This is a genomic window from Lysobacter enzymogenes, from assembly GCF_017355525.1.
Classification (GTDB): Bacteria; Pseudomonadota; Gammaproteobacteria; order Xanthomonadales; family Xanthomonadaceae; genus Lysobacter; species Lysobacter enzymogenes_C.
The window spans coordinates 3,022,010-3,044,706 of the sequence record NZ_CP067395.1 but is presented as its reverse complement, the minus strand read 5'-3'; the positions used below and the strand labels follow the sequence as shown (position 1 = coordinate 3,044,706).

General features: G+C 69.3%; 14 protein-coding genes. 12 read left to right on the top strand and 2 right to left on the bottom strand.

The window, feature by feature from the left end:
* Positions 1 to 157 precede the first annotated feature (157 nt).
* From lanKC to JHW38_RS12665, 10 genes are all read left to right on the top strand, one after another.
* Positions 158 to 2,887 carry a class III lanthionine synthetase LanKC gene (gene lanKC, locus JHW38_RS12710; protein WP_207521696.1) on the top strand — a complete coding sequence of 910 codons (2,730 nt, stop codon included), beginning with the start codon at positions 158 to 160 and terminating at the stop codon, positions 2,885 to 2,887.
* A gap of 73 nt (positions 2,888 to 2,960) precedes the next feature.
* Entirely contained in the window at positions 2,961 to 4,811 is a 1,851-nt protein-coding gene (locus tag JHW38_RS12705) for an ABC transporter ATP-binding protein (RefSeq protein WP_207521695.1), read from the top strand.
* Positions 4,808 to 6,076: an efflux RND transporter periplasmic adaptor subunit gene (locus tag JHW38_RS12700; protein ID WP_207521694.1), complete on the top strand. Its 1,269-nt coding sequence runs from the start codon at positions 4,808 to 4,810 to the stop codon at positions 6,074 to 6,076. The genes JHW38_RS12705 and JHW38_RS12700 overlap by 4 nt, the downstream gene beginning before the upstream one ends.
* 36 nt (positions 6,077 to 6,112) lie before the next feature.
* On the top strand, positions 6,113 to 6,868 hold the full coding sequence (locus JHW38_RS12695) for an ABC transporter ATP-binding protein (RefSeq protein WP_207521693.1): 756 nt from the start codon (positions 6,113 to 6,115) through the stop codon (positions 6,866 to 6,868).
* Positions 6,865 to 9,312 (top strand): ABC transporter permease, encoded by a 2,448-nt coding sequence (locus JHW38_RS12690; RefSeq protein WP_207521692.1) that lies wholly within the window; start codon positions 6,865 to 6,867, stop codon positions 9,310 to 9,312. The genes JHW38_RS12695 and JHW38_RS12690 overlap by 4 nt, the downstream gene beginning before the upstream one ends.
* A 143-nt stretch (positions 9,313 to 9,455) precedes the next feature.
* Positions 9,456 to 10,397, top strand: coding sequence for a lytic murein transglycosylase (locus JHW38_RS12685; RefSeq protein WP_207521691.1), 942 nt, complete (start codon positions 9,456 to 9,458; stop codon positions 10,395 to 10,397).
* Positions 10,398 to 10,763: 366 nt separating this feature from the next.
* Positions 10,764 to 11,579, top strand: coding sequence for a hypothetical protein (locus tag JHW38_RS12680; protein WP_207521690.1), 816 nt, complete (start codon positions 10,764 to 10,766; stop codon positions 11,577 to 11,579).
* A gap of 310 nt (positions 11,580 to 11,889) precedes the next feature.
* Positions 11,890 to 14,283 (top strand): TonB-dependent receptor, encoded by a 2,394-nt coding sequence (locus JHW38_RS12675; protein WP_207521689.1) that lies wholly within the window; start codon positions 11,890 to 11,892, stop codon positions 14,281 to 14,283.
* Positions 14,284 to 15,258: 975 nt separating this feature from the next.
* Complete coding sequence (locus tag JHW38_RS12670) at positions 15,259 to 16,407, top strand: metallophosphoesterase (RefSeq protein ID WP_207521688.1); 1,149 nt, start codon at positions 15,259 to 15,261, stop codon at positions 16,405 to 16,407.
* Positions 16,408 to 16,627: 220 nt separating this feature from the next.
* Positions 16,628 to 17,140: a hypothetical protein gene (locus tag JHW38_RS12665; RefSeq protein WP_207521687.1), complete on the top strand. Its 513-nt coding sequence runs from the start codon at positions 16,628 to 16,630 to the stop codon at positions 17,138 to 17,140.
* Between the two features lie 38 nt (positions 17,141 to 17,178).
* Here the strand turns inward: JHW38_RS12665 and JHW38_RS12660 are convergent, their stop codons facing one another.
* Positions 17,179 to 17,601: an OsmC family protein gene (locus JHW38_RS12660; protein WP_207521686.1), complete on the bottom strand. Its 423-nt coding sequence runs from the start codon at positions 17,599 to 17,601 to the stop codon at positions 17,179 to 17,181.
* Between the two features lie 414 nt (positions 17,602 to 18,015).
* Between JHW38_RS12660 and JHW38_RS12655 the strand changes: the two genes are divergently transcribed.
* Together JHW38_RS12655 and JHW38_RS12650 are read left to right on the top strand one after the other, a co-directional pair.
* Complete coding sequence (locus JHW38_RS12655) at positions 18,016 to 19,176, top strand: YncE family protein (RefSeq protein WP_207521685.1); 1,161 nt, start codon at positions 18,016 to 18,018, stop codon at positions 19,174 to 19,176.
* Positions 19,177 to 19,230: 54 nt separating this feature from the next.
* A complete protein-coding gene (locus JHW38_RS12650) occupies positions 19,231 to 19,695 on the top strand; it encodes a hypothetical protein (RefSeq protein ID WP_207521684.1) in 465 nt (154 codons plus the stop codon).
* Positions 19,696 to 19,734: 39 nt separating this feature from the next.
* Here the strand turns inward: JHW38_RS12650 and JHW38_RS12645 are convergent, their stop codons facing one another.
* A complete protein-coding gene (locus JHW38_RS12645; RefSeq protein ID WP_207521683.1) occupies positions 19,735 to 22,521 on the bottom strand; it encodes a LysM peptidoglycan-binding domain-containing protein in 2,787 nt (928 codons plus the stop codon).
* Between the last annotated feature and the right edge of the window lie 176 nt (positions 22,522 to 22,697).

The following is a 22,697-nucleotide window of genomic DNA, read 5'->3' as shown; positions in this document are numbered from 1 at the left end:
CCTCGGCGGGTCGAGAGGGAGCGCGCGCTCCCTCTCTCTTGCGGGCCTGCGCGCGTCCGCGATGCGGATCGCGCAGCGACGCCGACGGCAACTCATGGGGAAGTACCACACGCGATCCAATGCGGGACGCAGCCGCGACATCGGCAGGGAGAGGGACATGGCGGAGATGCTGGTTGGGGACAAGGTGCTGTATTCGTTGGTCCGCGGCGACTACTACGAGCCGGTATCGCGCTACCGCCCTGCGCGCGAACACTTCTACGACCCGGTGCGGCGCCTGTTGCCCGAGGAGTGGGACATCCAGCAGCACAACGTCTGGTACGGCTGCACCTACAAGGGCGCCGAGATTCCCGCGCAAGGCTGGAAAATCCACTTGTCCGCCACGCCCGCGCATGCGCCGGCGATCCTGATGACGGTGGTGCGGCTGCTGGCGGAACAGAAAGTGACCTTCAAGTTCCTGACCGACCGCACCATGCTGTGGTTGTCGAACGGCAAGGGCTGGAGCCGCGGCGCGTCGGGCAAGTTCATCACCGTCTACCCGACCGACACCGAGCACTGCGCGCAACTGCTGGAATCGCTGTACGAGGCGACCATCGGCTACTGGGGGCCGTACATCCTGTCCGACCGCCGTTATCGCGACAACCGCATCCTGCATTACCGCTACGGCGGCCTGTTGCCGGTCAAGCGCCTGGACGTCAGCGGCACCGCCGTGCACGTGATCCAGGACAAGGACGGCAACTACGTCGACGACAAGCGCACGCCGTTCTTCCATCTGCCGCCCGAGGTCGAGGACCCGTTCCTCAAGCTCAGCACCGCGGCCGTCGACGATGCCGAGCCGGGCACGCTCAAGCACGGCCGCTACGAGATCGAGGCCGCGCTCGCGGTCAGCAATTCCGGCGGCGTGTACCTCGCGCTGGACCGGCACGAGGGGCGCAAGGTCGTCATCAAGGAAGGGCGGCCCTACACCAACGTGTCGGTGCGCGGGCTCGACGCGGTGCAGCTGACCAAGAAGGAACACCGGCTGCTGCGCCTGGTCGAGGACTTGAACATCTCGGCCAAGCCGCTGGATTTCTTCATCGACTGGGAGCACGCCTACCTGGTCGAAAGCTACCTGGAAGGCGGCAACACCCTGCGCAACTACTTCGCCAACATCAGCCTGACCATGCGCACGCGCGCCGGTCCCGACGAGAGCCGCGAGTACTACCGCCTCTACCGCACCTTGTTCACCCAACTGGCGAACATGCTCAAGGCGCTGCACGAACGCAACATCGTGTTCAGCGACTTGTCGATGACCAACGTGCTGGTGATCGAACGCGAAGGCGAGGACCCGGAACTCAAGCTGATCGACTTCGAGGGCGCCTACGAGGAAGGCATCGACCTGCCGACCCATCTGATGACGCCGGGTTTTTCGCCGCAGGAAGCGATGGACCGCGGCATGGCCACGCGCCAGGACGACTACTACGCCCTGGGCAGCCTGATGATGGTCGGCCTGTTCCCGATGAACCCGCTGCTGGTGCTCGACCGCGACGCGCACGAGCGCTATCTCGAAGCGTTCCAGCGCGACTTCGATTTCCCGCCGCACCTGGCCGACCTGATCCGCCGCCTGCTGTCGCGCGATGCCGGGCAGCGGCCGGACATCGACGAGATCCTGCGCATCCTGTCGGTCGGGCACGAGCCGCGCGCGCCGCATGTGGGCACCCACGAGGTCGACGCCACCGACCTGGAAGACACCATCGCGCGGGTGCTCGAGCATTGCGACGAAGCCGCCGATTTCGAACGCCGCGACCGGCTGTTCCCGGCCGATCCGACCGTGTTCGAGACCAATCCGCTGAGCCTGGGCCACGGCGCCTGCGGCGTCGCCTATGCCATGCACCGCATCCGCGGGCATGTCGATCCGCGCGTGCTGGAGTGGATCCGCTCGCATCCGGTCGACGGCGTCAACTATGCGCCGGGGCTCTACATCGGCCTGTCCGGCATCGCCTGGTCGATGCTGGAGATGGGCTTGCGCGACGAAGCGGTGACGATGCTCGGCCACGCCAAGGATCACCGCTTGCTGTGGAGTTCCCCGAACCTGTTCAACGGCGCGGCCGGCTGGGGCATGGCGCAACTGCGTTTCTTCCTCGCCACCGGCGACGGCGCCTATCTGGAAGAAGCCAGAAAGGCCGGACGCTTCCTGGTCGAGAGCCGCGAGGTCGAGCCGGAGCTGCACGACGGCTGTTTCTGGAGCTCGCCCGAAGGCATTTCCGCGAGCCTCGGGCACGGCACCGCAGGCGTCGCCTTGTTCCTGCTGTACCTGCATCGGGCGACCGGCGACGATTCGTATCTGGCGGTCGGGCGGCAGGGACTGAACTGGATCCTGGACAAGGCCGTGCGCCGGCGCGAGGAAGGCGGCATGAGCTGGATCGCGCGCGACCGCACGCCGAGCCTGATGCCGTACTGGCGCTGGGGCAGCTCGGGCATCGGCCGGACCTTCCTGCGCTACTGGCACGTCACCGGCGATCCGCTTTACGCCGAGGCGGTCGCCGACATCCATGTCGACTGCGACCGCAAGTACGCGATCTTCCCCGGCTATTTCCTCGGCCTGGCCGGCATCGTCGACTTCTACCTGGATCTGGCGCGCTTCCCGGACTGGGAAGACCGGGCCATGGCCAGCTCGCGCAAGCTGCTGGCCGGCTGCATGCTGTTCCCGGTGCGGCGCGGCAATGCGCTGGCGTTCCCGGGCGAGTCGCTCAACCGCATCAGCTGCGACTACGGCACCGGCGGCGCCGGCGTGGCCTTGATGATGCATCGCTACCGCACCCGCGGCGGCGCGTCGTTCATGCTCGACGAACTGCTGCCGGACTGGTCGGCGCAGGATCGGCCGGAATCGCTGCAGGCGGCGCTCGGATGAGCGCCGCCGTCGGCACGCGCGGGCTTCGCCGGTTTTCGCGGCGTCGGCGCGCAGCGGCGCGGTGCGGCGCGCGATGAACGACAGTGCGCGCGCGAGCGAGGCTGCCCGAGGCAACGCGCAAGGCGGCGTGCAACTGCGCCGCATCGCCGCGCTGAGCCGGCCGCACCTCGGCGGCATCCTGTACTGCCTGGCGTTGGTTATGGCCGCCACCGCGATCCAGCTGCTGATGCCGATGGGCATCCAGCAGTTGTTCGACCGCGCCCTGGTCGGGCGCGAGATCGGCACGATCCACCTGCTGGCGCTGGGGCTGCTGGGGATCCTGATCGTGCGCTCGGTGCTCAGCTACCTCGGCCAGTTCCGCCTGCAGGCGATCGGCGACATCATCATCGCCGACCTGCGCACGCGCCTGTTCGAGCACCTGCACACGCTCGGGCTCGACTACCACCACCGCCAGCGCATCGGCGACCTGCTGTCGCGGCTCAGCAACGACGTCGGCTCGGTGCGCCACATCGTCGCCAACCTGCCGGTGTTCGTGGCGATCAACAGCTTCCAGTGCATCGGCGCGACCGCGGTGATGCTGTCGATGAACTGGCGGCTGGGCCTGGTGGTGCTGACGATGGCGCCAATGGCGACGGTGCTGAGCCGGTTCTACGGGCCGAAGTTCGAGCGCCTGTCGACCCGGATCCAGGACGAACTCGCGCGTTCGACCACCATCGCCCAGGAATCGCTGAGCGGCATCGAGGTGGTCAAGACCTACGCGCGCGCGCCGTACGAGGCGCAGCGCTACCGCGGCGGCGTGCAGCGCTATCTGGAGGTGGTGCTGGGGATGCGCCGCACCGACGCGCTCTACAGCGCGCTGATGGTGTTCGTGACCACCCTGGCGACCATCGTGGTGTTCTGGTACGGCGGCCTGCAGGTCGTCGCCGGCGCGCTCAGCGCCGGCAGCCTGGTGGCGTTCCTGCTGTATTCGCTCAACATCACCCAGAGCGTGGCCTCGCTGTCGCAGCATTACTCCGCGTACAAGCAGGCCGCCGGCGCTTCGCGGCGGGTGTTCGAGCTGCTGGACGTGCAGCCGGACATCGTCGACCGGCCGGGCGCGCTCGCGCTGGCCTGCGAGCGCGCCACGGTGCGCTTCGCCGGCGTCGGCTTCGGCTATCGGCCGGACGCGCCGGTGTTGACCGATATCGACCTGGAAGCGCGCCCCGGCGAGACCGTGGCCCTGGTCGGCCACAGCGGCGCGGGCAAGTCGACCCTGGTCAAACTGATTCCGCGCCTGTACGAGGTCGGCGCCGGCGCGATCGAGATCGACGGGCGCGACATCCGCGAATACACGGTGGACTCGCTGCGCCAGGCGATCTCGGTGGTGTCGCAGGACGTGTTCCTGTTCGGCGCCAGCGTGCGCGACAACATCCGCTACGGCCGCCTCGACGCCAGCGACGAAGAAGTGGAAGCCGCGGCGCGCGCGGCCAACGCGCACGAGTTCATCGTGCGCATGAGCGAGGGCTACGACACCCAGGTCGGCGAACGCGGCCTGCAGCTCAGCGGCGGCCAGCGCCAGCGCCTGTCGATCGCCCGCGCCTTGCTCAAGGACGCGCCGATCCTGCTGCTCGACGAGGCGACCTCGGCGATCGACAACGAATCCGAAGCGCTGATCCAGTCGGCGATCGACCGGCTCAAGGCGCGACGCACGACCTTCGTCATCGCCCACCGGCTGGCGACGGTGCGCAACGCCCACCAGATCCTGGTCATGGCCGGCGGCCGCATCGTGCAGCGCCCCGGCTACGAGGAATTCATCGCCGGCAGCGCCGGCGAGGCGGCGCCGGCGCAGCGCCCGGGCGCGGCGCCGGCGGCGGACGAGGCCGGCGTACGCGTGGCGGTGGAGCGCGCCGCCTTGGCGCGCGTTGCATTGGAGCGCGGCGCATGACTGCCATACCGATGGACATTCCCAAGCAGAAAAAGGCCCGCGGCCTGCTGTCCCGACGCCGGCTCGTCTCGGCCGCGGCGCTGGCCGCGCTGGCCGCCGCGGCGTTCGCGATCATGGGCCTGGACGAGGCGATGCCGAGCGCGCCGCGTTCGGAGCTGTGGATCGACGAGGTCCAGCGCGGCGACATGGTCCAGGAAATCCGCGCCACCGGCACCCTGGTGCCGAAGCACGTGCGCTGGCTCGCCGCCGGCGGCGAGGGCGCGGTGCAGGAAATCCTGGTCCAGCCCGGCGCGCGGGTCGGCGCCGACACGGTCATCCTGCGGCTCAGCAACCCGCTGGCGCTGGCCACGCTGGAGAAGGCGCGCGCCGCGCTGGCCGGCGCCGATGCGGCGATCGCGGCCAAGCGCACCGAACTCGACTCGCAGCGCCTGGACCAGGAAGCGGTGCTGACCAAAGCCGAGTCGCAGCTCAAGATCAGCGCGGCCAAGACCGACGCCTTGCGCCGCGCCCTGGCCGCCGGGGTGATCTCCAAGCTCGAGCTGATGCAGAGCGAAGTCGGCATGGCCCAGGACCAGAGCATGGTCGCGATCGAGAAGCAGCGGGTCGGCGCGGCGCGCAGCAATTTCGCCGCGCAGATGCAGGCCGAGCGCGCGCGCCGCGACGAACTGGCCAGCGCGCTGCGCCTGGCCGAACGCAGCGTCGACGAGTTGCAGGTGCGCGCCGGCATCGACGGCATCCTGCAGCAGGTCGGGGTCGAGCCCGGCCAGCAGGTGGCGATCGGCGCGAGCCTGGCGCGGGTGGCGCGGCAGGACGAACTGATCGCGCGCCTGCTGGTGCCGGAGGCGCTGGCCAAGGATCTGGTGCTGGATCTGCCGGTGCGGGTCGACACCCGCAACGGCGTGGCCGAGGGCCGCATCGCCCGGATCGACCCGGCCGTGCACGAGGGCCGGGTCAGCGTCGACATCGATTTCGCCCAGCCGCTGCCGGCCGGCGCGCGGCCGGACCTGTCGGTCGACGGCAACATCGTGGTGGCGCGCCTGCGCGATGTCGTCAGCGTCGGCCGCGCTTCCTCGGCGACGCCGGGCGGCGCCTCGAGCCTGTTCGTGCTGCGCGGCGACGGCGAGATCGCGCAACGCACGCCGGTGGTCTACGGGCGGACCTCCAGCGACCGCATCGAGGTGAAGTCCGGCCTGCGCCCGGGCGACCGCGTGGTCCTGTCGGACACCGCGCAATGGAGCAAGTACCCGGCGCTGCGCGTGCGCTGAGCGCGCGGCGATCTTCAACCCAAGGACGCAACGGCGATGAATCTGCAAACCGGCATTGTGCCCCTCGACGACACCGCGCCCGCGACGCCCGCCGCGCTCGACCGGCCGCTGATCCGCCTGCGCGGCCTGGGCAAGGTGTTCGACGCCGACGAGGTGGAAACCCACGCGCTGGCGGACGTGTCGCTGGAGATCCGCGCCGGCGAGTTCGTCGCCATCACCGGCCCGTCGGGCTGCGGCAAGTCGACCTTGCTGTCGATCATGGGCTTGTTGGACACGCCTAGCTCGGGCGAATACTGGCTGGACGGCACCGCGGTCGCCGGCCTCGGCGCGGCCGCGCGCACCCGCCTGCGCAATCGCGCGGTCGGCTTCATCTTCCAGGCGTTCAATCTGATTGCCGACCTCAGCGTCGGCGAAAACGTCGAGCTGCCGCTGACCTACCGCGACGACATCGGCAAGGCCGAGCGCAAGCGCCGGGTCGAGGAAGCGCTGGAACGCGTCGACATGGCGCACCGGCGCCGGCATTACCCCGGGCAGCTGTCCGGCGGCCAGCAGCAGCGCGTGTCGGTCGCGCGCGCGCTGGTCACCCGGCCGGCGATCCTGCTCGCCGACGAGCCGACCGGCAACCTCGACCGGCACAACGGCGAGCTGGTCATGCGCTTGCTCGAAAGCCTGCACGAGAGCGGCTCGAGCCTGTGCATGGTCAGCCACGATCCGGATTTCGCCGCGCGCGCGCATCGCAGCGTGCGCATGCTCGACGGCCGCATCGACGCCGGCGCGGCGCAGCCGCGATGAGCGCGGTCGCCGTGAACATGGCGGCGATCCTGGCCGAATGGCGCCAGGCCTGGCGCGCGCTGTTGCGCCGGCCGGGCTATCTGGCCATCGCCAGCCTGACCCTGGCCCTGGGCATCGCCGCGGTCGTGGCCGTGTTCTCGCTGTTCTACCAAGGACTGCTGCGGCCGTTGCCGTTCCCGGACGCCGGACGGCTGGCCGCGGTCGGCATGGATTACGGCGACACCGTGGTGTCCGCGCCGGCCATGCTCGACAGCGTGCGCGCGATGCCCGGGACCGCCTCGGCGGGGATCGCGTCCGCCTATCTGCGCAACGTCAACATCGTGCGCGGCGACGCCTTGCTGGTCGGCCCGGTGCTGGCCGCCGACCACGGCTTTCTCGCCACGCTGGGCGTGAAGATGGCGCTGGGCCGCAACTTCAGCGCCGAGGAAGACCGGGTCGGCGGCGCCGATGCGGTGGTGCTGAGCCACGATTTCTGGATGCGCCGCTTCGGCGGCCGCAGCGACGCGCTCGGCGCCAGCATCGTCATGGACGGACGGCCCGCGAGCGTGGTCGGCGTGCTGCCCGAAAGCTTCGCCTGGCCGCAGGCGTTCGACCTGCTCGTCCCGATCCGCCTGCAGAGCGGGCCGCAGGACATGGACGCCAACCATTACGTGATCGCGCGCTTCGACGACGCCGGCGCCGGCCGCGACGCGCGCATCGACGCGCGCATGCACGCCCTGGTCGAGGCGCGGCGCGCGACCCTGCCGGCGGACAACTACGACTACCTCGCGCGCAACCGCTACAAGGCGATGCCGCTGCGCGACTTCTACACCGGCGGCAGCGGTTCGGCGCTGTGGCTGTTCTTCGCCGCGGCCTTGTGCGTGCTGGCGGTCGCAGCGATCAACCTCGCCAATCTGGTGATGCAGCGCTCGGCGCTGCGCTCGCACGACAGCGCGGTGCGCGCCGCGCTCGGCGCGCCGGCGCTGCGGCTGGCGATGCCGGCGTTGGGCGAAGGCTTGTTGATCGGCGCGGTCGGCGCGGCCGCGGGTCTGGCGCTGGCCTGGGCCTGCCTGCGCCTGCTCAAGCGCATGGCGCCGGCGCAGTGGCTGCCCAACGGCGACATCGCCTTGATCGATGCGAGCTGGGCGTTCGCGCTCGCGGTCGGGCTGCTGTTGGCATTGCTGGCGTCGGCGGTCGGCGCGTGGCGCGCGCGGGTCGGGTCGCTGACCGGCGAACTCGTCGGCGGCGGCCGCTCGGGCTTGAGCCGCGGCGCCGGCCGGCTGGCGCGCGCGATGGTAGTGGCGCAGGTCGCGCTGGCGGCGCTGTTGCTGGTCGTGTCCAGTCTGTTCATGCGCAGCCTGTACGAACTCAACGCGGTGCCGCTCGGCTTCGACGGCGCCTCGGTGCAGGTGTTCGCGTTGTCGCCGGTCGAGCCGCTGTACCCCGACGCGGCGGCGGTCGCGGCGCAAAGCCGGGCGATCATGCAGCGCCTGCGCGCGGTGCCCGGCGTCGAGCGGGTCGCGATGTCGACCAACCTGCCGATCGGCTCGCAGTTGAACATGCCCGCGACGCTCGCCGACGGCAGCGCCGTGCAACCGCAGTTCCGGCCGGTCGACGGCGAGTTCTTCGCGACCTTCGCCATCGCGTCCGTGCGCGGCCGCGTGTTCGACGCCCGCGACGACGCCGGCGCCGAGCCGGTGTGCGTGGTCAGCCGCTCGTTCGTCGACAAGCACCTGCGCGGCGATCCGATCGGGCAGACCCTGCGCATGGGCCGCGGCGCCGACAGCGAGACCTTGCCGGCGATGCGCATCGTCGGCGTGGTCGGCGACGTGCGCCAGTTCGGACCGGACCAGCCGGCGCCGCCGATCCTGTACCTCCCGTTCCGGCAACTGCCGCCCAAGCTGTGGACCAAGATCCGCGGATACGGGCCGCTGAACTACGCGATCGGCGCGCGCGGCGCGGGCGCCGATTTCGAGGTGCGGGTGCGCCGCGCGGTCGCCGAGGCGGCGCCGCAGCAGCCGATCGGCGAGGTGCGGCGGATGCGCGCCGTGGTCGAGGCGGGCCTGCAACGCAGCGCCATGCAGTTGCTGCTGGTCGGCCTGTTCTCGGCGATGACCTTGCTGTTGGCCGGCATCGGCCTGTACGCGGTGCTGTCGATCGCGGTCGCGTCCCGCCGCCACGAGTACGGCGTGCGCGCGGCGATGGGCGCGTCGCCGGCGCGGCTGGTGCGGCTGGTGCTGCGCGACAGCGGCGCGCAGGTCGCGCTCGGGCTCGCGCTCGGCATCGGCGCGGCGCTGGCCGCCTCGCGCCTGATCCGGCGCTTCGTGTTCGGCATCAGCACCGCCGATCCGCTGGCGATCGCCTTGGTGATCGGCGCGCTGGCGGCGGCCGCCGCCTTGGCTACGGTGTGGCCGGCGCTGCGCGCGGCGCGCAGCGATCCGATGCAGGCGTTCCGCGCGCAGTGAGGCGGCGCGGCCGGCGCAGCGTCCGGCCGCGCAGTGTTTGGAGTCATGAATTCTCATGACTTGTGGCAGTGAGAAAACCCGGCGCCGCGGCGCAGACTCGGCGCCGCCCGGGCCACTCCCGCCTACGACCGGATCCGCCGCAGATGCCGAAGCCGTCGCTTGTCCTGCCCGCCACCGGCCGTCGCCTGCGCGCGGCGCTGCTGGCCGCCTCGTTCGCGATCGCATCCGCCGCCGGCGCCGCCGAACCGGAAATCCGCATCGACGACGTCGAGCGTTTCTACGCGCTGTACAACGCCACCGACGGCAAGCCGAGCGTGGCCCAACTCGACGGGTATCTGGCCCAGGGCAGCCCCAGCCTCAAGGAGTTCGCGCAACTGCGCCGCGTCACCGGCGAGCGCATCGCCGCGCAGATGGCGGCCGATCCGGCGGTGTATCGCGACGCGCGCAAATGCCTGGCGTTGCTGCCGAAGGTCAAGCGCCGCGTCGCGGCCGCGCTGCGCACGCTCGGCGAGCTGTATCCGCAGGCGAAGTTCCCGCCGGTGGCGATCGTGGTCGGCCGCGGCAAGCCGGTCGGCATCACCAATCCTTCCGGCGTCACCGTCGGCCTGGAGGCGCTGTGCGCGGCGGACTTCATGAATCCCGATCCGGAAGACCGCTTCGTGCGGGTCATCGCGCACGAGTACGCGCACATCCAGCAGCCGGCGGCCGCCGAGGAACTGCCGCAGGGCGATCCGCGCGCGAACGTGCGGCTGATGTCGCTGACCGAGGGCGCCGCCGAGTTCGTCGCCGAACTGATCGCCGGCGGCGTGGCCAATCCCGGGCTGGCCGTGCGCGTGCGCGGACGCGAGAAGGAGATCGGCGAAGCGTTCCTGCGCGAGCAGGACAACACCGACTACAGCCAGTGGATGTACAACTACCGCAAGGACTCCGACGGGCCTTACGACCAGGGTTACTGGATCGGTTACCGCGTCGCCAAGGCGTATTACCGGCGCGCCGGCGACAAGCGCGCGGCGCTGGCGGAGATTCTGCTGATGCCCGATCCCAAGGCGTTCCTCGCCGAGAGCGGCTGGAAGCCGGGGGACTGAGCGCCGCCGCGCGCGGCCGCGCCGCGCGGGCAGCGCAACCGTTTCGTTACGCAGTTCGCGGCTGACGCGAACCTGATCGGCTGTCGAACTCACGCGCGCACCGCTTCTGCGTGCGCCACCGCCGCGCGCGCATCGACAATGCCGCGCCATCGGGATCGGCGCCATTTAGAACCGCGACCGTATTCACGGCCGCGTTCGTATCGCGTTCTTCAACGCTGAGCCGCGCCTGTGCCGGCTGCGGACGAACGTCCTAGGCGACGCATCGTCCGCAGCGCGCCTGCCGGCTTCCGACCGTCGCGCCCGCGGGCGTGGCCCTGCGCGCCTGTCGGCTTCGACCGCCGAATCCCCGATCCCGACAGGTGACCTATGAGCCGAATCATTTACAACGGTGCGCCCAACAATCCGCACTGGAGCACCAACCAGCCGATGTTCACGATCGCGCGCGAGCAACTGGGCCCGCTCGCGGTGCGCCAGATCGCCAACTTCGGCGCCAGTTCCGCCTCCGCGCTGCTCGGCCCCGACCTGATGATGCCCGGACAGCAGGGCAACAACGTGCCCACCGCGGTCGGCGCGCCGTGGAATCAGCTGCTGATCGGCGGCCCGCCGCTGGCCTTCACCCAGGATCTGAACTACCCGTGGATCCGCGGCCATCTGATCAACGGCCGCTGGGGCGGGCCGGGCAACAACTGGCAGAACCTGGTGCCGCTGACCGGCGTGGGCAACGCCAACCACGCCACGGTGGAGGGTTACATCGACGCCTTCATCAACGCGTGCTACCAGTACGAAACCGGCGGCCAGCGCCAGTCGTGGTACGGCGTGTACTACAGCGTGCAGTCCTCGGTGAGTCCGTTCTCGGCTCCGAACATGACCAACGCGCAGAACCTGTACTCGTACGCGCCGGAATTCATCCTGGTGACCTGGCGCGCGGTGAGCATCGTCAAGCCGGTCAACGTCATGCCCGCCAACGCCGCGGCCAACATCAACAACTACGCGTTCAACGCGGTGCCGGCGTTCCCGCAAGGCTTCGTGGTGCCGCAGTTGCCGGCGGTGATGAACGGCACCCAGGTGCTGCCGGCCGCCGGCAACGTCGCCGGCGGCGCGGTGCTGGGCGGGTTGCCGCCGGGGTTCCCTGCGGCGCAGGCCAACGGGTTCGACGGCAGCATCGAGATCCATCAGAGCTGAGCAGGGGCCGCGGCGGCGCGGTGCGGGAGTCGCGGCGCGCCGCCGCGTGTTCGTGGGCGTGAACCGGGCGTCGGCCTGTTCCGACGGCCACGCGGTATCGCGCGCGCCGATGGCGGCACCCGCGCAGGCCGCGGTTTTCGGCTTTTCTTGCCGGCCAGGCGAGCCCGCCGGGCTCGGCACAGCGCCTGCAACGGATGTGAAACACAGGTGACATACCTTGCCGCGGCGCGGACAATACCGCCCCCCGCGGCCGGCCCAGCGTCGGCCGGCCGCATTCGCAGCCTCGGCGCCACGAAAGGATCCCACCCCCATGTCCGTTGTTTCCGCCGCACGCCTGCCGCAGCGCAGCCGCGTCGCCCACCGCCCGTCCACCGGCGCGAACCGCCGTCCGCCGGCGAAAACCGCGCTGGCCAGCGCCTGCGCCAGCCTGCTGCTGCTCGCCGCCGCGCTGCCGGCCGCGGCCCAGGACGCGCCGGCGACGCAGGCGCAAGCCGAGCGCGCCGCGGAAGCCAAGGCCACTTCGCTCGATTCGATCACCGTCACCGCCGACCGCCGCGAGCGCAATCTGCAGGACGTGCCGGTCTCGGTCGGCGTGGTCCAGGGCGATGCGATGCGCGCCTTCACCGCCGGCGGCGACGACACCCTGCTGGCGCTGTCGGGCAAGGTTCCGAGCTTCTACGCCGAAACCACCACCGGCCGCATCTTCCCGCGCTTCTACATCCGCGGCCTGGGCAACATCGACTTCTACCTCGGCGCCTCGCAGCCGGTCTCGATCATCCAGGACGACGTCGTGCTCGAGCACGTCGTACTCAAGTCCAACCCGGTGTTCGACGTCGATCAGGTCGAAGTGCTGCGCGGCCCGCAGGGCTCGCTGTTCGGCCGCAACACCACCGCCGGCATCGTCAAGTTCGACAGCATCAAGCCGAGCCAGGACTGGTCCGGCCGCCTGGCCGCCAGCTACGGCAGCTACAACACCGTCTCGCTCGACGGCGGCATCGGCGGCCCGATCAACGACGTGCTGTCGTTCCGCGTCTCGGCGCTGTACCAGCACCGCGACGACTGGGTCGACAACACCTACGCCGGACCCAGCGCCGACGGCACCGTGTCGCCGAAGAAGGACGCGATGGGCGGCTACAACGACCGCAACCTGCGCGCGCAGTTCCTGCTCCAGCCGAGCGAGAACTTCTCGCTGCTGGCCTCGGCCCACGCCCGCGACTACGACGGCACCTCGACCCTGTTCCTGCGCAACGCGCTGACCAAGGGTTCCAACGAAGTGCGCGTGCCGCGCGACCAGGTCGCCTACGACGAAGCCGGCGACAACCCGCAGGCGTACAAGACCTACGGCGGTTCGCTGAAGGCCACCTGGCGCTTCAACGAGATGTCGCTGACCTCGATCACCGCGTACGAAACCACCTCGGGCTACAGCCGCGGCGACACCGACGGCGGCGCGGCGGCGAACTATCCGGTGGGCGGCGTGCCCAACGGCTACGGCCAGTCGATGGGCCAGGTCCGCGACCTGGACCAGTACACCCAGGAAATCCGCCTCGCCAGCGAAAGCGACAATCCGCTGCAATGGCAGGTCGGCGCGTTCTACTTCGACGGCAGCGACACCACCGATTTCTATCAGCGCGCCTGGTTCCTCAAGGGCGCCGCGCGCAACCCGAACAACTGGGTGCGCCTGCGCAACAGCAACACCTCGTGGGCGGCGTTCGGCCAGCTGAGCTACAAGTTCACCGATAAGTTCACCGTCACCGCCGGTGTGCGCGAAACTCGCGACAGCAAGCGCACGCGCCTGCTCAAGACCGCCGACACTGTCGCCGGCGTGTCGACCTACAAGGGCCGCCGCGACGTCGAGATGTCCGACACCACGCCCAGCTGGGACCTGAGCGCGATGTACGAGATCAGCCCGCAGGTCAGCGTGTACGGCCGCGTCGCCCGCGGTTTCCGCGGCCCGACCATCCAGGGCCGTTCGGCGGTGTTCAACGCCGACTTCACCACCGCCGATTCGGAAACCATCCTGTCGTGGGAAGCGGGCGTGAAGTCGAGCCTGTTCGACAACCGCCTGCGCCTGAACGCCGCGGCGTTCACCTACACCGTCGACGACATCCAGCTCAACGGCAACGACTCCAACGGCAACGGCGTGCTGTTCAACGCCGACAAGGCCCGCGCCTACGGCCTGGAAGCCGACCTGGACTGGCGTCCGATCCCAAACCTGTCGATCACCGCCGGCGCCAGCTGGCTGCACAGCGAAATCCAGGACAAGCGCGTCTACGCCCAGGTCTGCGGCCTCAACGGCCAGGTGGTGTGCACGGTCAACGACCCGACCATCAAGATCGGCTCGAACGTGTTCGCCCAGATCGACGGCAACCCGCTGCCGAACGCGCCCAAGTACAACCTGAGCCTCGGCGCGCGTTACGACATCCCGGTCAGCGACGCCGGCGCGTTCTTCGTCGCCACCGACTGGAACAAGCAGGGCTACACCAGCTTCGTGCTGTACGACTCGAAGGAGTTCACCTCCAGCGGCAACTTCGAAGGCGGTCTGCGCCTGGGCTACACCGGCGGCTACGGCGCTTACGAGGTCGCGCTGTTCGCGCGCAACATCACCAACGAGAAGAACCTCAAGGGCGTGATCGAGAACTACATGGCGGCGGTGTACAACGAGCCGCGCGTGGTCGGCGTTTCGGTGAACCTCAACTGGCCGTGATCGCCGGCTGAGGCGTTGAGTGCGACCCGGACGGGGCTCTTTGGAGCCCCGTTTTTGTTGGGCGGGGGGATGGTTCGACGGAGACTGGGAACAAGGTCGAAGTTGGAGTGCGTTCCTGCGAGCGCTGCATTTTTTTGCCGTTGCTATACAGGCAAACAGAGACCCGAAGGGCGCGCGCATGGATGCGCGCGTGCGGGACCGGGCCAGGATGGCCCTTGTCCCGCATCCCTGCGCAAGCTCCGAACCATAGTGGCTCTTGATTCGAAAACAAGGAAAGCGCCTTTCTTTGGTTACTTTCTTTGGCAAGACAAAGAAAGTAACTCGGCCGCTTGCGGACGAAAGCTTTGGATTGTCGCTTGTCCTCACCCGCCATGAAGACAACGACGAAGCCAACCGCGGAACGCTCCCTGTAGGAGCGACGCAAGTCGCGACCGCGAAAACACAACTACGACGAAACCTGCGCAATGGCTGCGGTTTCGCGGTCGCGACTTGCGTCGCTCCTACAGTCGGGTACGAACCTTTAGCGGATCTCGTTGCAACGCGTGACGACAAGCCAGGATCAAAGGCTTCCGTCCGCAAGCGGCCGGGTCACTTTCTTTGTCTTGCCAAAGAAAGTAACCAAAGAAAGGCGCCTCCCTGTTTTTCGAATCAAGAGCCACTAAGGTTCGTTGCCTGCGCAGGGATGCGGGACAAGGGCCATCCTGGCCCGGTCCCGCACGCGCGCATCCATGCGCGCGCCCTTCGGGTCTGCTTTTGTCTGTGGCGAGTTCGTAGCGGCGGGGGAGCAAAGAGCGAAAGCAACAGCAGAATGGCTTGCAGCTTTCGCCGCACCGGCCATGTCGAGATGCAGGATTTCGAAAGAACTGCAGGGGAGCCGCTTTCGAATACCGCCCGCCCCCGCAAACCCCACCGCTTGCCGCCCCCCGCCGCAGGCGCCAAGCTCGCAATCCATCCGTCCAACCTACGAGAGCCGCCTTGAACGCGTCCGCCCTTCGTCCCTGGAGCCTGGGCCTGGCCCTGTACGCCGCCTGCCTGGGCAGCGCCTCGGCCGAAACGCCGGCCGCTGCCGCAGCGTCGCCCGCGGCCGAAACCGCGTTCGACGACGGCCCCTACATCCGCTACGGCGAAGGCGAAATCGTCGTGCGCTGGGTCTGCGCCGGGCAAACCTTCGAACGCCGCTATCCGTCCAAGCGCTGGCCGGTGCGGGTGCCGCCGCGTTGCGGCGTGGACCGCCCGATCCTGGTGCGCGCGCCGGCGCAGGCGCGCAGCGACGCGCCGGCCGGCGCGGTCGAACGCATCGCGGTGTTGTCGGACGTGCACGGCCAATACGACTTGCTGGTTCGGCTGCTGCAGAACAACGGCGTCGTCGGCCGCGATCTGCGCTGGCGTTACGGCCGCGGCCATCTGGTCGTGGTCGGCGACGTGTTCGATCGCGGCCCCAAGGTCAATCAGGCGCTGTGGCTGCTGTACGCGCTGGAGCAGCAGGCGCGCGAGGCCGGCGGCGCGGTGCATTACCTGATCGGCAACCACGAGACGATGGCCTTGGGCGGCGACCTGCGCTACGTCAACGCCGGTTACGCGCGCAGCGCCGCCGCGCTGGGCGAGAGCTATCCGCAGCTGTACGGCCCGCAGACCGTGCTCGGCCAATGGCTGCGCACGCGCCAGACCATCGCCCGGGTCGGCGACAGCCTGTTCGTGCACGGCGGCATCGCGCCCGACTACGTCGCCGGCGACTTCGACACGCAGCGCAGCAACGCCGGCTATCGCGATTCGCTGGGCACGCCCAAGGCGGTATGGCAGAACGATGCGCGCTTGCTGCCGCTGTACAACGGCAAGACCAGCCCGATCTGGTATCGCGGCTATTTCACCGATCCGGCGCTGGACCAGGCCCAGGTCGACGCCATCGCCGGCAAGCTCGGCGTCGCCCGCATCGTCGTCGGCCACACCACCCACCACCACATCGCCAGCTACTTCGACGGCCGGGTGATCGGCGTGGACAGCGGCATCAAGAACGGCGAAAGCGGCGAAATCCTGCTGATCGAACGCGGCCGCTTCAGCCGCGGCACGCCCGACGGCGCGCGCCTGCCGTTGCTGCCGGGCGAGCGCCTCAAAGACGAGGACTGAACGACGAGGACACGAACGGCAAAATTGAGCGCGGCACGGCCGCCGCGCGGGTTTTGCCGGCGCGCGCACGCCGAGTGTGCGCCGCGTCGGAGCCGCGGCGCGAACCTGATCGGAACATGAGCGCACGGCCCGAAACTGCAATCTCGCTTACGCATGCCTGCGCTATCCTCGCGCCGCTCGCCGCCACCGGCGAGTGCATTGCGGTCCAGGAGCGACAAGGATGAACAGGGGCAAGTCGGGTCGGGCCGCGATGTTCGCGGCCGTGTATGCGGCGATGTTCGCCAGCGCGGCGCTGCCGGCCGCGGCGGCCGATTGGACGCTCAGCGGCCGCTACCAATACTTCAGCGAAACCGCGCTGGGCGGGCAGGGCGCCAACGGTTGCCAGGATCAGGCCGTGCCCTTGCCCTCGGGCGACTGCCGCGCCGATCCGGCCAGCGGCTGGGCCGTCAACTTCACCGCCTCGATGGCCGCCGCGGACGCCGACGAAGCCGCCGCCGCCTGCGTGCCCGGCTATCCCGGCGCCTGCCGCGCCACCGGTTACGCCATCGACGGCCGCGGCGTCGCGGCCGGCGAATACTTCGAACCCGCGCGCGACCTGCCGCGGCCGTGCGCCGCGGGCGCCTACGCGGTGGGCTACAGCATCGTCCGGCGCGCGAATCCGGACGCGGACGCCGGCGCGGGCGAGCAGGCGATCGAAAGCGAGTATCGGGCCGACGAGTTCCGCTGCCGCTGACCAAGCGAACGCATCGGGCCGAGCGTTCGCGCCGGCTTTCAGCCGGCTTCGGCCAGCGCCGTGGCGATGCGCACCTCGCCGGTCAGCACCTTGTGGATCGGGCAGGCGTTGGCGATCTGCAACAGACGCTCGCGCTGCTCGTCGCTGAGTTCGCCGCGCAACACGATGCGGCGTTCGATGTCGGTGCCGGCCGCCGGCTTGCCGTCGGGATTGAAGCGCAGCGCTACTTCGACCTGCGCCAGCGGCCACTGTTTGCGTTGCGCGTACATGCGCACGGTGATCGCGGTGCAGGCGCCCAGGCTCGACAGCAGCAGGCGCTCGGGCGAGGGACCGCTGTCGCCGCCGCCGAGTTCGGCCGGTTCGTCGGCGTGCCAGCGGTGCTGGCCGTCGTCGACGAAGGTGACCAGGTAAGGCGCGGGCTCGCTGTGGGCGTGCACGGTGGGAACGGTGGCGGTGCTCATGCGGACTCCAGGGAACAGATGGCGGGGCGGTGTCGACAGTAAGGCCGATGCGGCCGCGGCGACAGGGGGCGGGGCCGCATGCAGCGTCCCATGCGGCGAACGCCCGACCGTCGCCGAAACCCACACCCCCGTCATCCCCGCGAAAGCGGGGATCCAGGGCTTCATCGCGGCATGGCTCTGAAGTCTCTGGATCCCCGCTTTCGCGGGGATGACGGTAGGCGAGGGCGCGGATTCCTGCTGCTTCGTCATGGAGCGGCGGAGCGGGCTTTTCGCGCGCGAAGACCGCTTGCGAACTGCCCATCGCCGGCAACGATGGCCTCCCGACCGTGCATCACCGCACAAAGATGACCTTCGACAGTAGGAACCGCCCCGCCGCCGTGCCGATCATCGGGCGATCCCTCCGGAGAATCGCCCATGCCGTGCAAACCGTTAGCGTTCGCGCTCGCCCTGGCCTTGTCGCCGCTGTGCGCCGGCGCGCAAACCATCGGCGTGGCGGTCGACGCCAAAGTGATCCTGCGCAACGGCGAAGGCGCGATTCCGGACCAGCCCGCCGCCGACTCGGCCGCGTTCTTCCGGCTCGAACACGGGCAGTTGCGCAAGCTCGGCGAAGTCGCCGTGCCGACCAGCTATCTCGGCCCGCCGACCTCCATCGCGGTGTCGCCGCGCGGCGATCTGGCGCTGGTGGCAGCGTCGACGAGGCTCGATCCGGCCGATCCCAAGCGTTACGCCGCCGACGACCGGCTCTCGGTCGTGGACCTGTCGGGCAAGACGCCGAAGCTCGTGCAAACCCTCGCGCTCGGCGTGCGGCCCTCGTCGGTCAAGTTCGACCGCAGCGGCACGACCGCGCTGGTGTCGTCGAATCCCGACAACGGCTTCGTCTATCTGTCGATCGACAAGCGCCGCGCCGCCATCGCCGGAAAACTGACCCTGGCGCCGAACACCGGCCCGCTGTCGAGCGCGTTCGCACCCGACGGCAAGCGTCTGCTGGTCGCCCAGCCCGACGCCCAGCGCGTGTCGCTGTACGACTGGCGCGACGGCCGCATCGTGCAGCCGGCGGTGCGCGACATGGTCGCGGGCGTCACCCCGTTCACCGTCGCCTACTGCGGCGCCGATCTGGCCGTGGTCGGCAACTTCGGCATTCCCGACAACGGCAACGGCGACATCGATACGGTCAGCCTGATCGATCTGGCCGGCGCCAGGCCGCGCGTGATCGATACCGTCGCGGTCGGCTCCGCGCCCGAGGACGTGGCCTGCTCGCCCGACGGCCGCTTTGCTGCGGCCGCGGTGCAGAACATGAGCAACCGCCCGGCCAGCCATCCCTGGCATTCGCCGCACAGTCTGGTGGTGCTGCTGAAGATCGAAGACCGCCGCTTGCGCCGCGTCGCCGCCGCGCCGATCGGCGCCTGGGCCGAAGGCGTGGCGTTCGGCGACGACAACGCGACCGTGCTGGCGCAGAGCATCGACGACCGCGCGCTGCATGTGCTGCGGATCGAAGGCGACACCCTGAAGCCGGCCGGCGCGCCGGTGGTGTTCGAAAACGGCGCGCCGGCAGCGATCGGCGTGGCCGGGCGTTGAACTCGCAGGCGTGCGATCATGCCGCCCGCCGCGGCCGCGAGGAATTCTGAAGCGATGTTCGACCACGCTCATCTGCTGGCCAACTGGCGCTCGCAGCCGCCGGCGGCGCCCGAAACGCTGCATATTCACGAATTCGACTGCCGCGACTTCCCCAGTGGCAGCGAGCAGCAACTCGAGTTGGGATACGGCTCGCGAGAGGACTTTCTAAGCCCGTTGCATTTTTGGATGTCCGCCTACTGCGCCACCTCCATTTATCTCCAGCCCATATCGCCGACGGAGCTGCCCGATGCAGAGGGCATCGGCATCGAGTCCGCAGTGTGCGAACGGATTTCGCGCGAAGAATTCGCGCGTGTCGTGGCGGAGTACAGCGGTTCGCTGAGAAGGGATCTGCCAGCCTATATCCGCGATCTCGACGGCTGGAAGGACGGCTTGTGCCTTCATCGCGACTGGAACCACGTAGAAATCATCGCAGCGCTCGATCACCAGTATCTGTGGTTTAAATGGTGGACCACGGCTTGAGGCGCCGCCGTCCGGCGTCGCCTCAAGGCCGCTTGCGGATCAAGCGTGCGGCAAATCCGCGATGCCGAAATCGCGCACGATCGCATCCAGATGCCCGACCGTGCTCGCGTTCGCGTACACCTTGGCCGGGAACCCGCCCGAGTTGATGTAAGTCTCCGGGCGATACACCGTGGCATCGGTACCGAGCTTCGACACATCGCCGTCGAAATCGTCGAGCGTGTAGTGCAGCTGATCGCGCAGCTTGTCGAGCTTGTCGGCCGGCATGCCGTTGACCCAGTCGACGAACTTCTGCCGCTGGCCGGCGTCGTCGAGCTTGTAGCCCTTGGCTTCGGCGTAACGCACCAGCAGCGGCACCGGGCTCCAGCCTTCGCCGCTTTGATCGACCAGTGCCTTCGACGCGGCTTCGTTGAAGTCCGAATGCTTGAGGAACGCGGCCGAGGTGTCGTTCATATGGATGTTCGACTGGTCGACGCGGTCCTTGATGCCTAAACCGATCGTCGCGATCGCGACCAAGGCGATGCCGACCGGTCCGGCCCAGCTGCCCGCGCCGAGCGATGCGGCGAAGCTGGTGCCCGACAGCGCCGCCATCGTGCCGCCGACGCCGCTGGCGAGGTACAGCCCGCCCTTGACCGGGTCGCCGTTCTTGGACAGGAACTGCTCGCCGGCGTTGTAGTAATCGAAGCCGGCCGAGAGATAGCCGAACACGCGGTCGGCGCGGCCGAGGCGACCCGGGTCGATGCTCTGGCCGTTGAGCTTGTTGCCCGCGCCGAAGCGGCCGAGTGTGGAATCTTCCACCACCAGTCCCAGGCCGACCGCGAGCTCGGTGCCCTTCTGGCCGAGGCCAGCGGCATCGACGATGGCTTTCAGATCGTTCTTGTTGATCTGCCCGTCCTGCGCCTTGCTCGCCGAATTGACGAAGCCGACGGTGGCGAAGCCGATGCCGACCATGCGCAGCAACTGCCCCGCAGGCTGGTTCTTCTCGAAGGTCGGCTTGTAGCCCTCGGCGGTGAGGCGGTCGTCGATGTTGTTCATCGCATCGGCGTGGGTCTTGAGCTTGGCCACGATCTGCTCGGTGCCGTCGCCGGCCGCGGGCAGCGTGGTCTTCAGCTGGTCGACCAGCTTGATGTAGTTCTGATACTTGCTGCCCTCGGTGTCCATGCCGAGCAGCTTGATCAGCGCCGGATTCTTGAGCTTGTCGATCGCCTGCTCGGCCTGGCGGATGCTGGCGGCGTTGGCCGGGTCGTAGCCGTGCGCGGCGTCGAGCACGTCGGTGCGGATGTAGGCGTTGACCAGTTCCTTGCCGAGCTTGATGCCTTGCTCGCCGAGCTTGGCGTCGTAGGCCAGGCTCTGCATCAGGCGCTTGCCGGCGGTGGTGTCGATGTAGTCGGGATGCTTCTTCAGCGCCAGGCTGATCGCGTACGACGACTTGGGGTCGGCCATGATCGCGTCGATGGCCTTCTGCGCCTCGCCCGACTGGCCGGAACCGGCGCTGCGCAGCGCATCGATCTGGTCGAGCAGGGTGCGGCCTTCGCCGGCGACCTTGTTTTCCAGGTCGGCGACCTTCTTTTCCCAGTCCGGGCCCTTGGCTTTGGTGTAGTCCTTGATCGCCTGGTCGAGCTGGGCCGGCGTCATCGAACCGCCGTGGTTGCTGATGAGCCAGGTCAGCTCGTCGGTTTCCTTGGCCAGCGCGTCGACATCGCCCTTGACCGAGCCGGCGTACATCTGCACGCCCTGGGTCGCCGAATCCATGACCCGGCTGCCGCCGCCGGCCTGGGCGATGGCGAGCAGCAGGTCCGGGCGCGCGCCTTCGGCGACGGCCATGTGCAACTGGCTCGCGTCGATCGGCAGCTGCGCCAGTTTGCTCAAGGTGGAACCGGCTTCCGCCGGGCCGCCGAGCTTGCCGGCGATGTGCACCAACGAACGCGTGCCTTCGATGCCGAGGCGGATGCTGTAGCCGTCGTTCTCGGCGCGGGCGAAGAAATCGGTCAGCGCGTCGCTGCCGTGTTCGGCGAGCTTCTGCGCCAGCGCCGGGTCGGCGTTCTCGACCAGCTTCTCAAGCTTCTGCAGGCTCTCCATCGGCTTGGCGCTGGGCCCCATGCGGCCGTCGCGCCACGGCTCGCCCTGCAGCGGGCCGGTGAATTCGGGGCCGATCTTGTTCTTCAGCAACGTATCGAAGCCGGGGCTCGACAACAGCTCGCTGCGCGCTTCGGCGCTGAGCTTGGGCAGCTGATCGTTGAGCGCGGCGACCGCGCCCTTGGCGTCGGGCGCGCGGTTGGCCGCGCTCAGCGCGCCGTCGACTTCGGTGGCGATGACGAACTTGTCGACCGCGCCCTGCGCCGCAGCCTTGGCCGCCGGATCGTTGTCGAAGCGCTTGACCACGTCGGCGCCGTACTGCTTCGCCGCGGCGGCGTCGAAGCTCTGGCCCGGCGGATGCGGCTGCGCGTCGTACGCCGCGCGCACTTCGGCTGCGACGGCGGTGTTCAGGTCCTCGCCGCTACGGGTCACCAGATTCTGGTAACCGCCGCGCGTGCTCTGGTAACCCTCGTCGTTGCGCGGGCCTTGGTAATGCGAAGTGAACGCCGACAGGTTGTCGCCGGCGGTGAGATGCTGGTCCATCGCCGCGTTGGTCGCGTCTTGCTGCGGCGTGGCGTTGGCCGCGGGCCTGGGCTCGGCGTGCTGCTTGATCGTCGGCACGATCAGCTGCTGGCCGGGCTTGAGCTCGCCGACTTCGATGCCGTTGCGTTGCGCGATCTGCTCGGCGCTGACCGGCGCCTCGGGCGTGCTGTACTTCTTGGCGATCGACGACAGGCTTTCGCCGTGCGTCACCTCGTGCACTTGTTCCTGAGGTTGCGGCGGCGGAGGCGGGGGCGGCGCGGGCGCCTGTTGCGGGAAACGCAGATAAGCCGGGACGCCGTCGAGAGTCGGGAAGCCCATGGTCGCCGTGGGAGCTGTGGGGAGAGCGCGATTACAGCAAGCGCGCAGCGCCGCCGATAGCTAGGGCG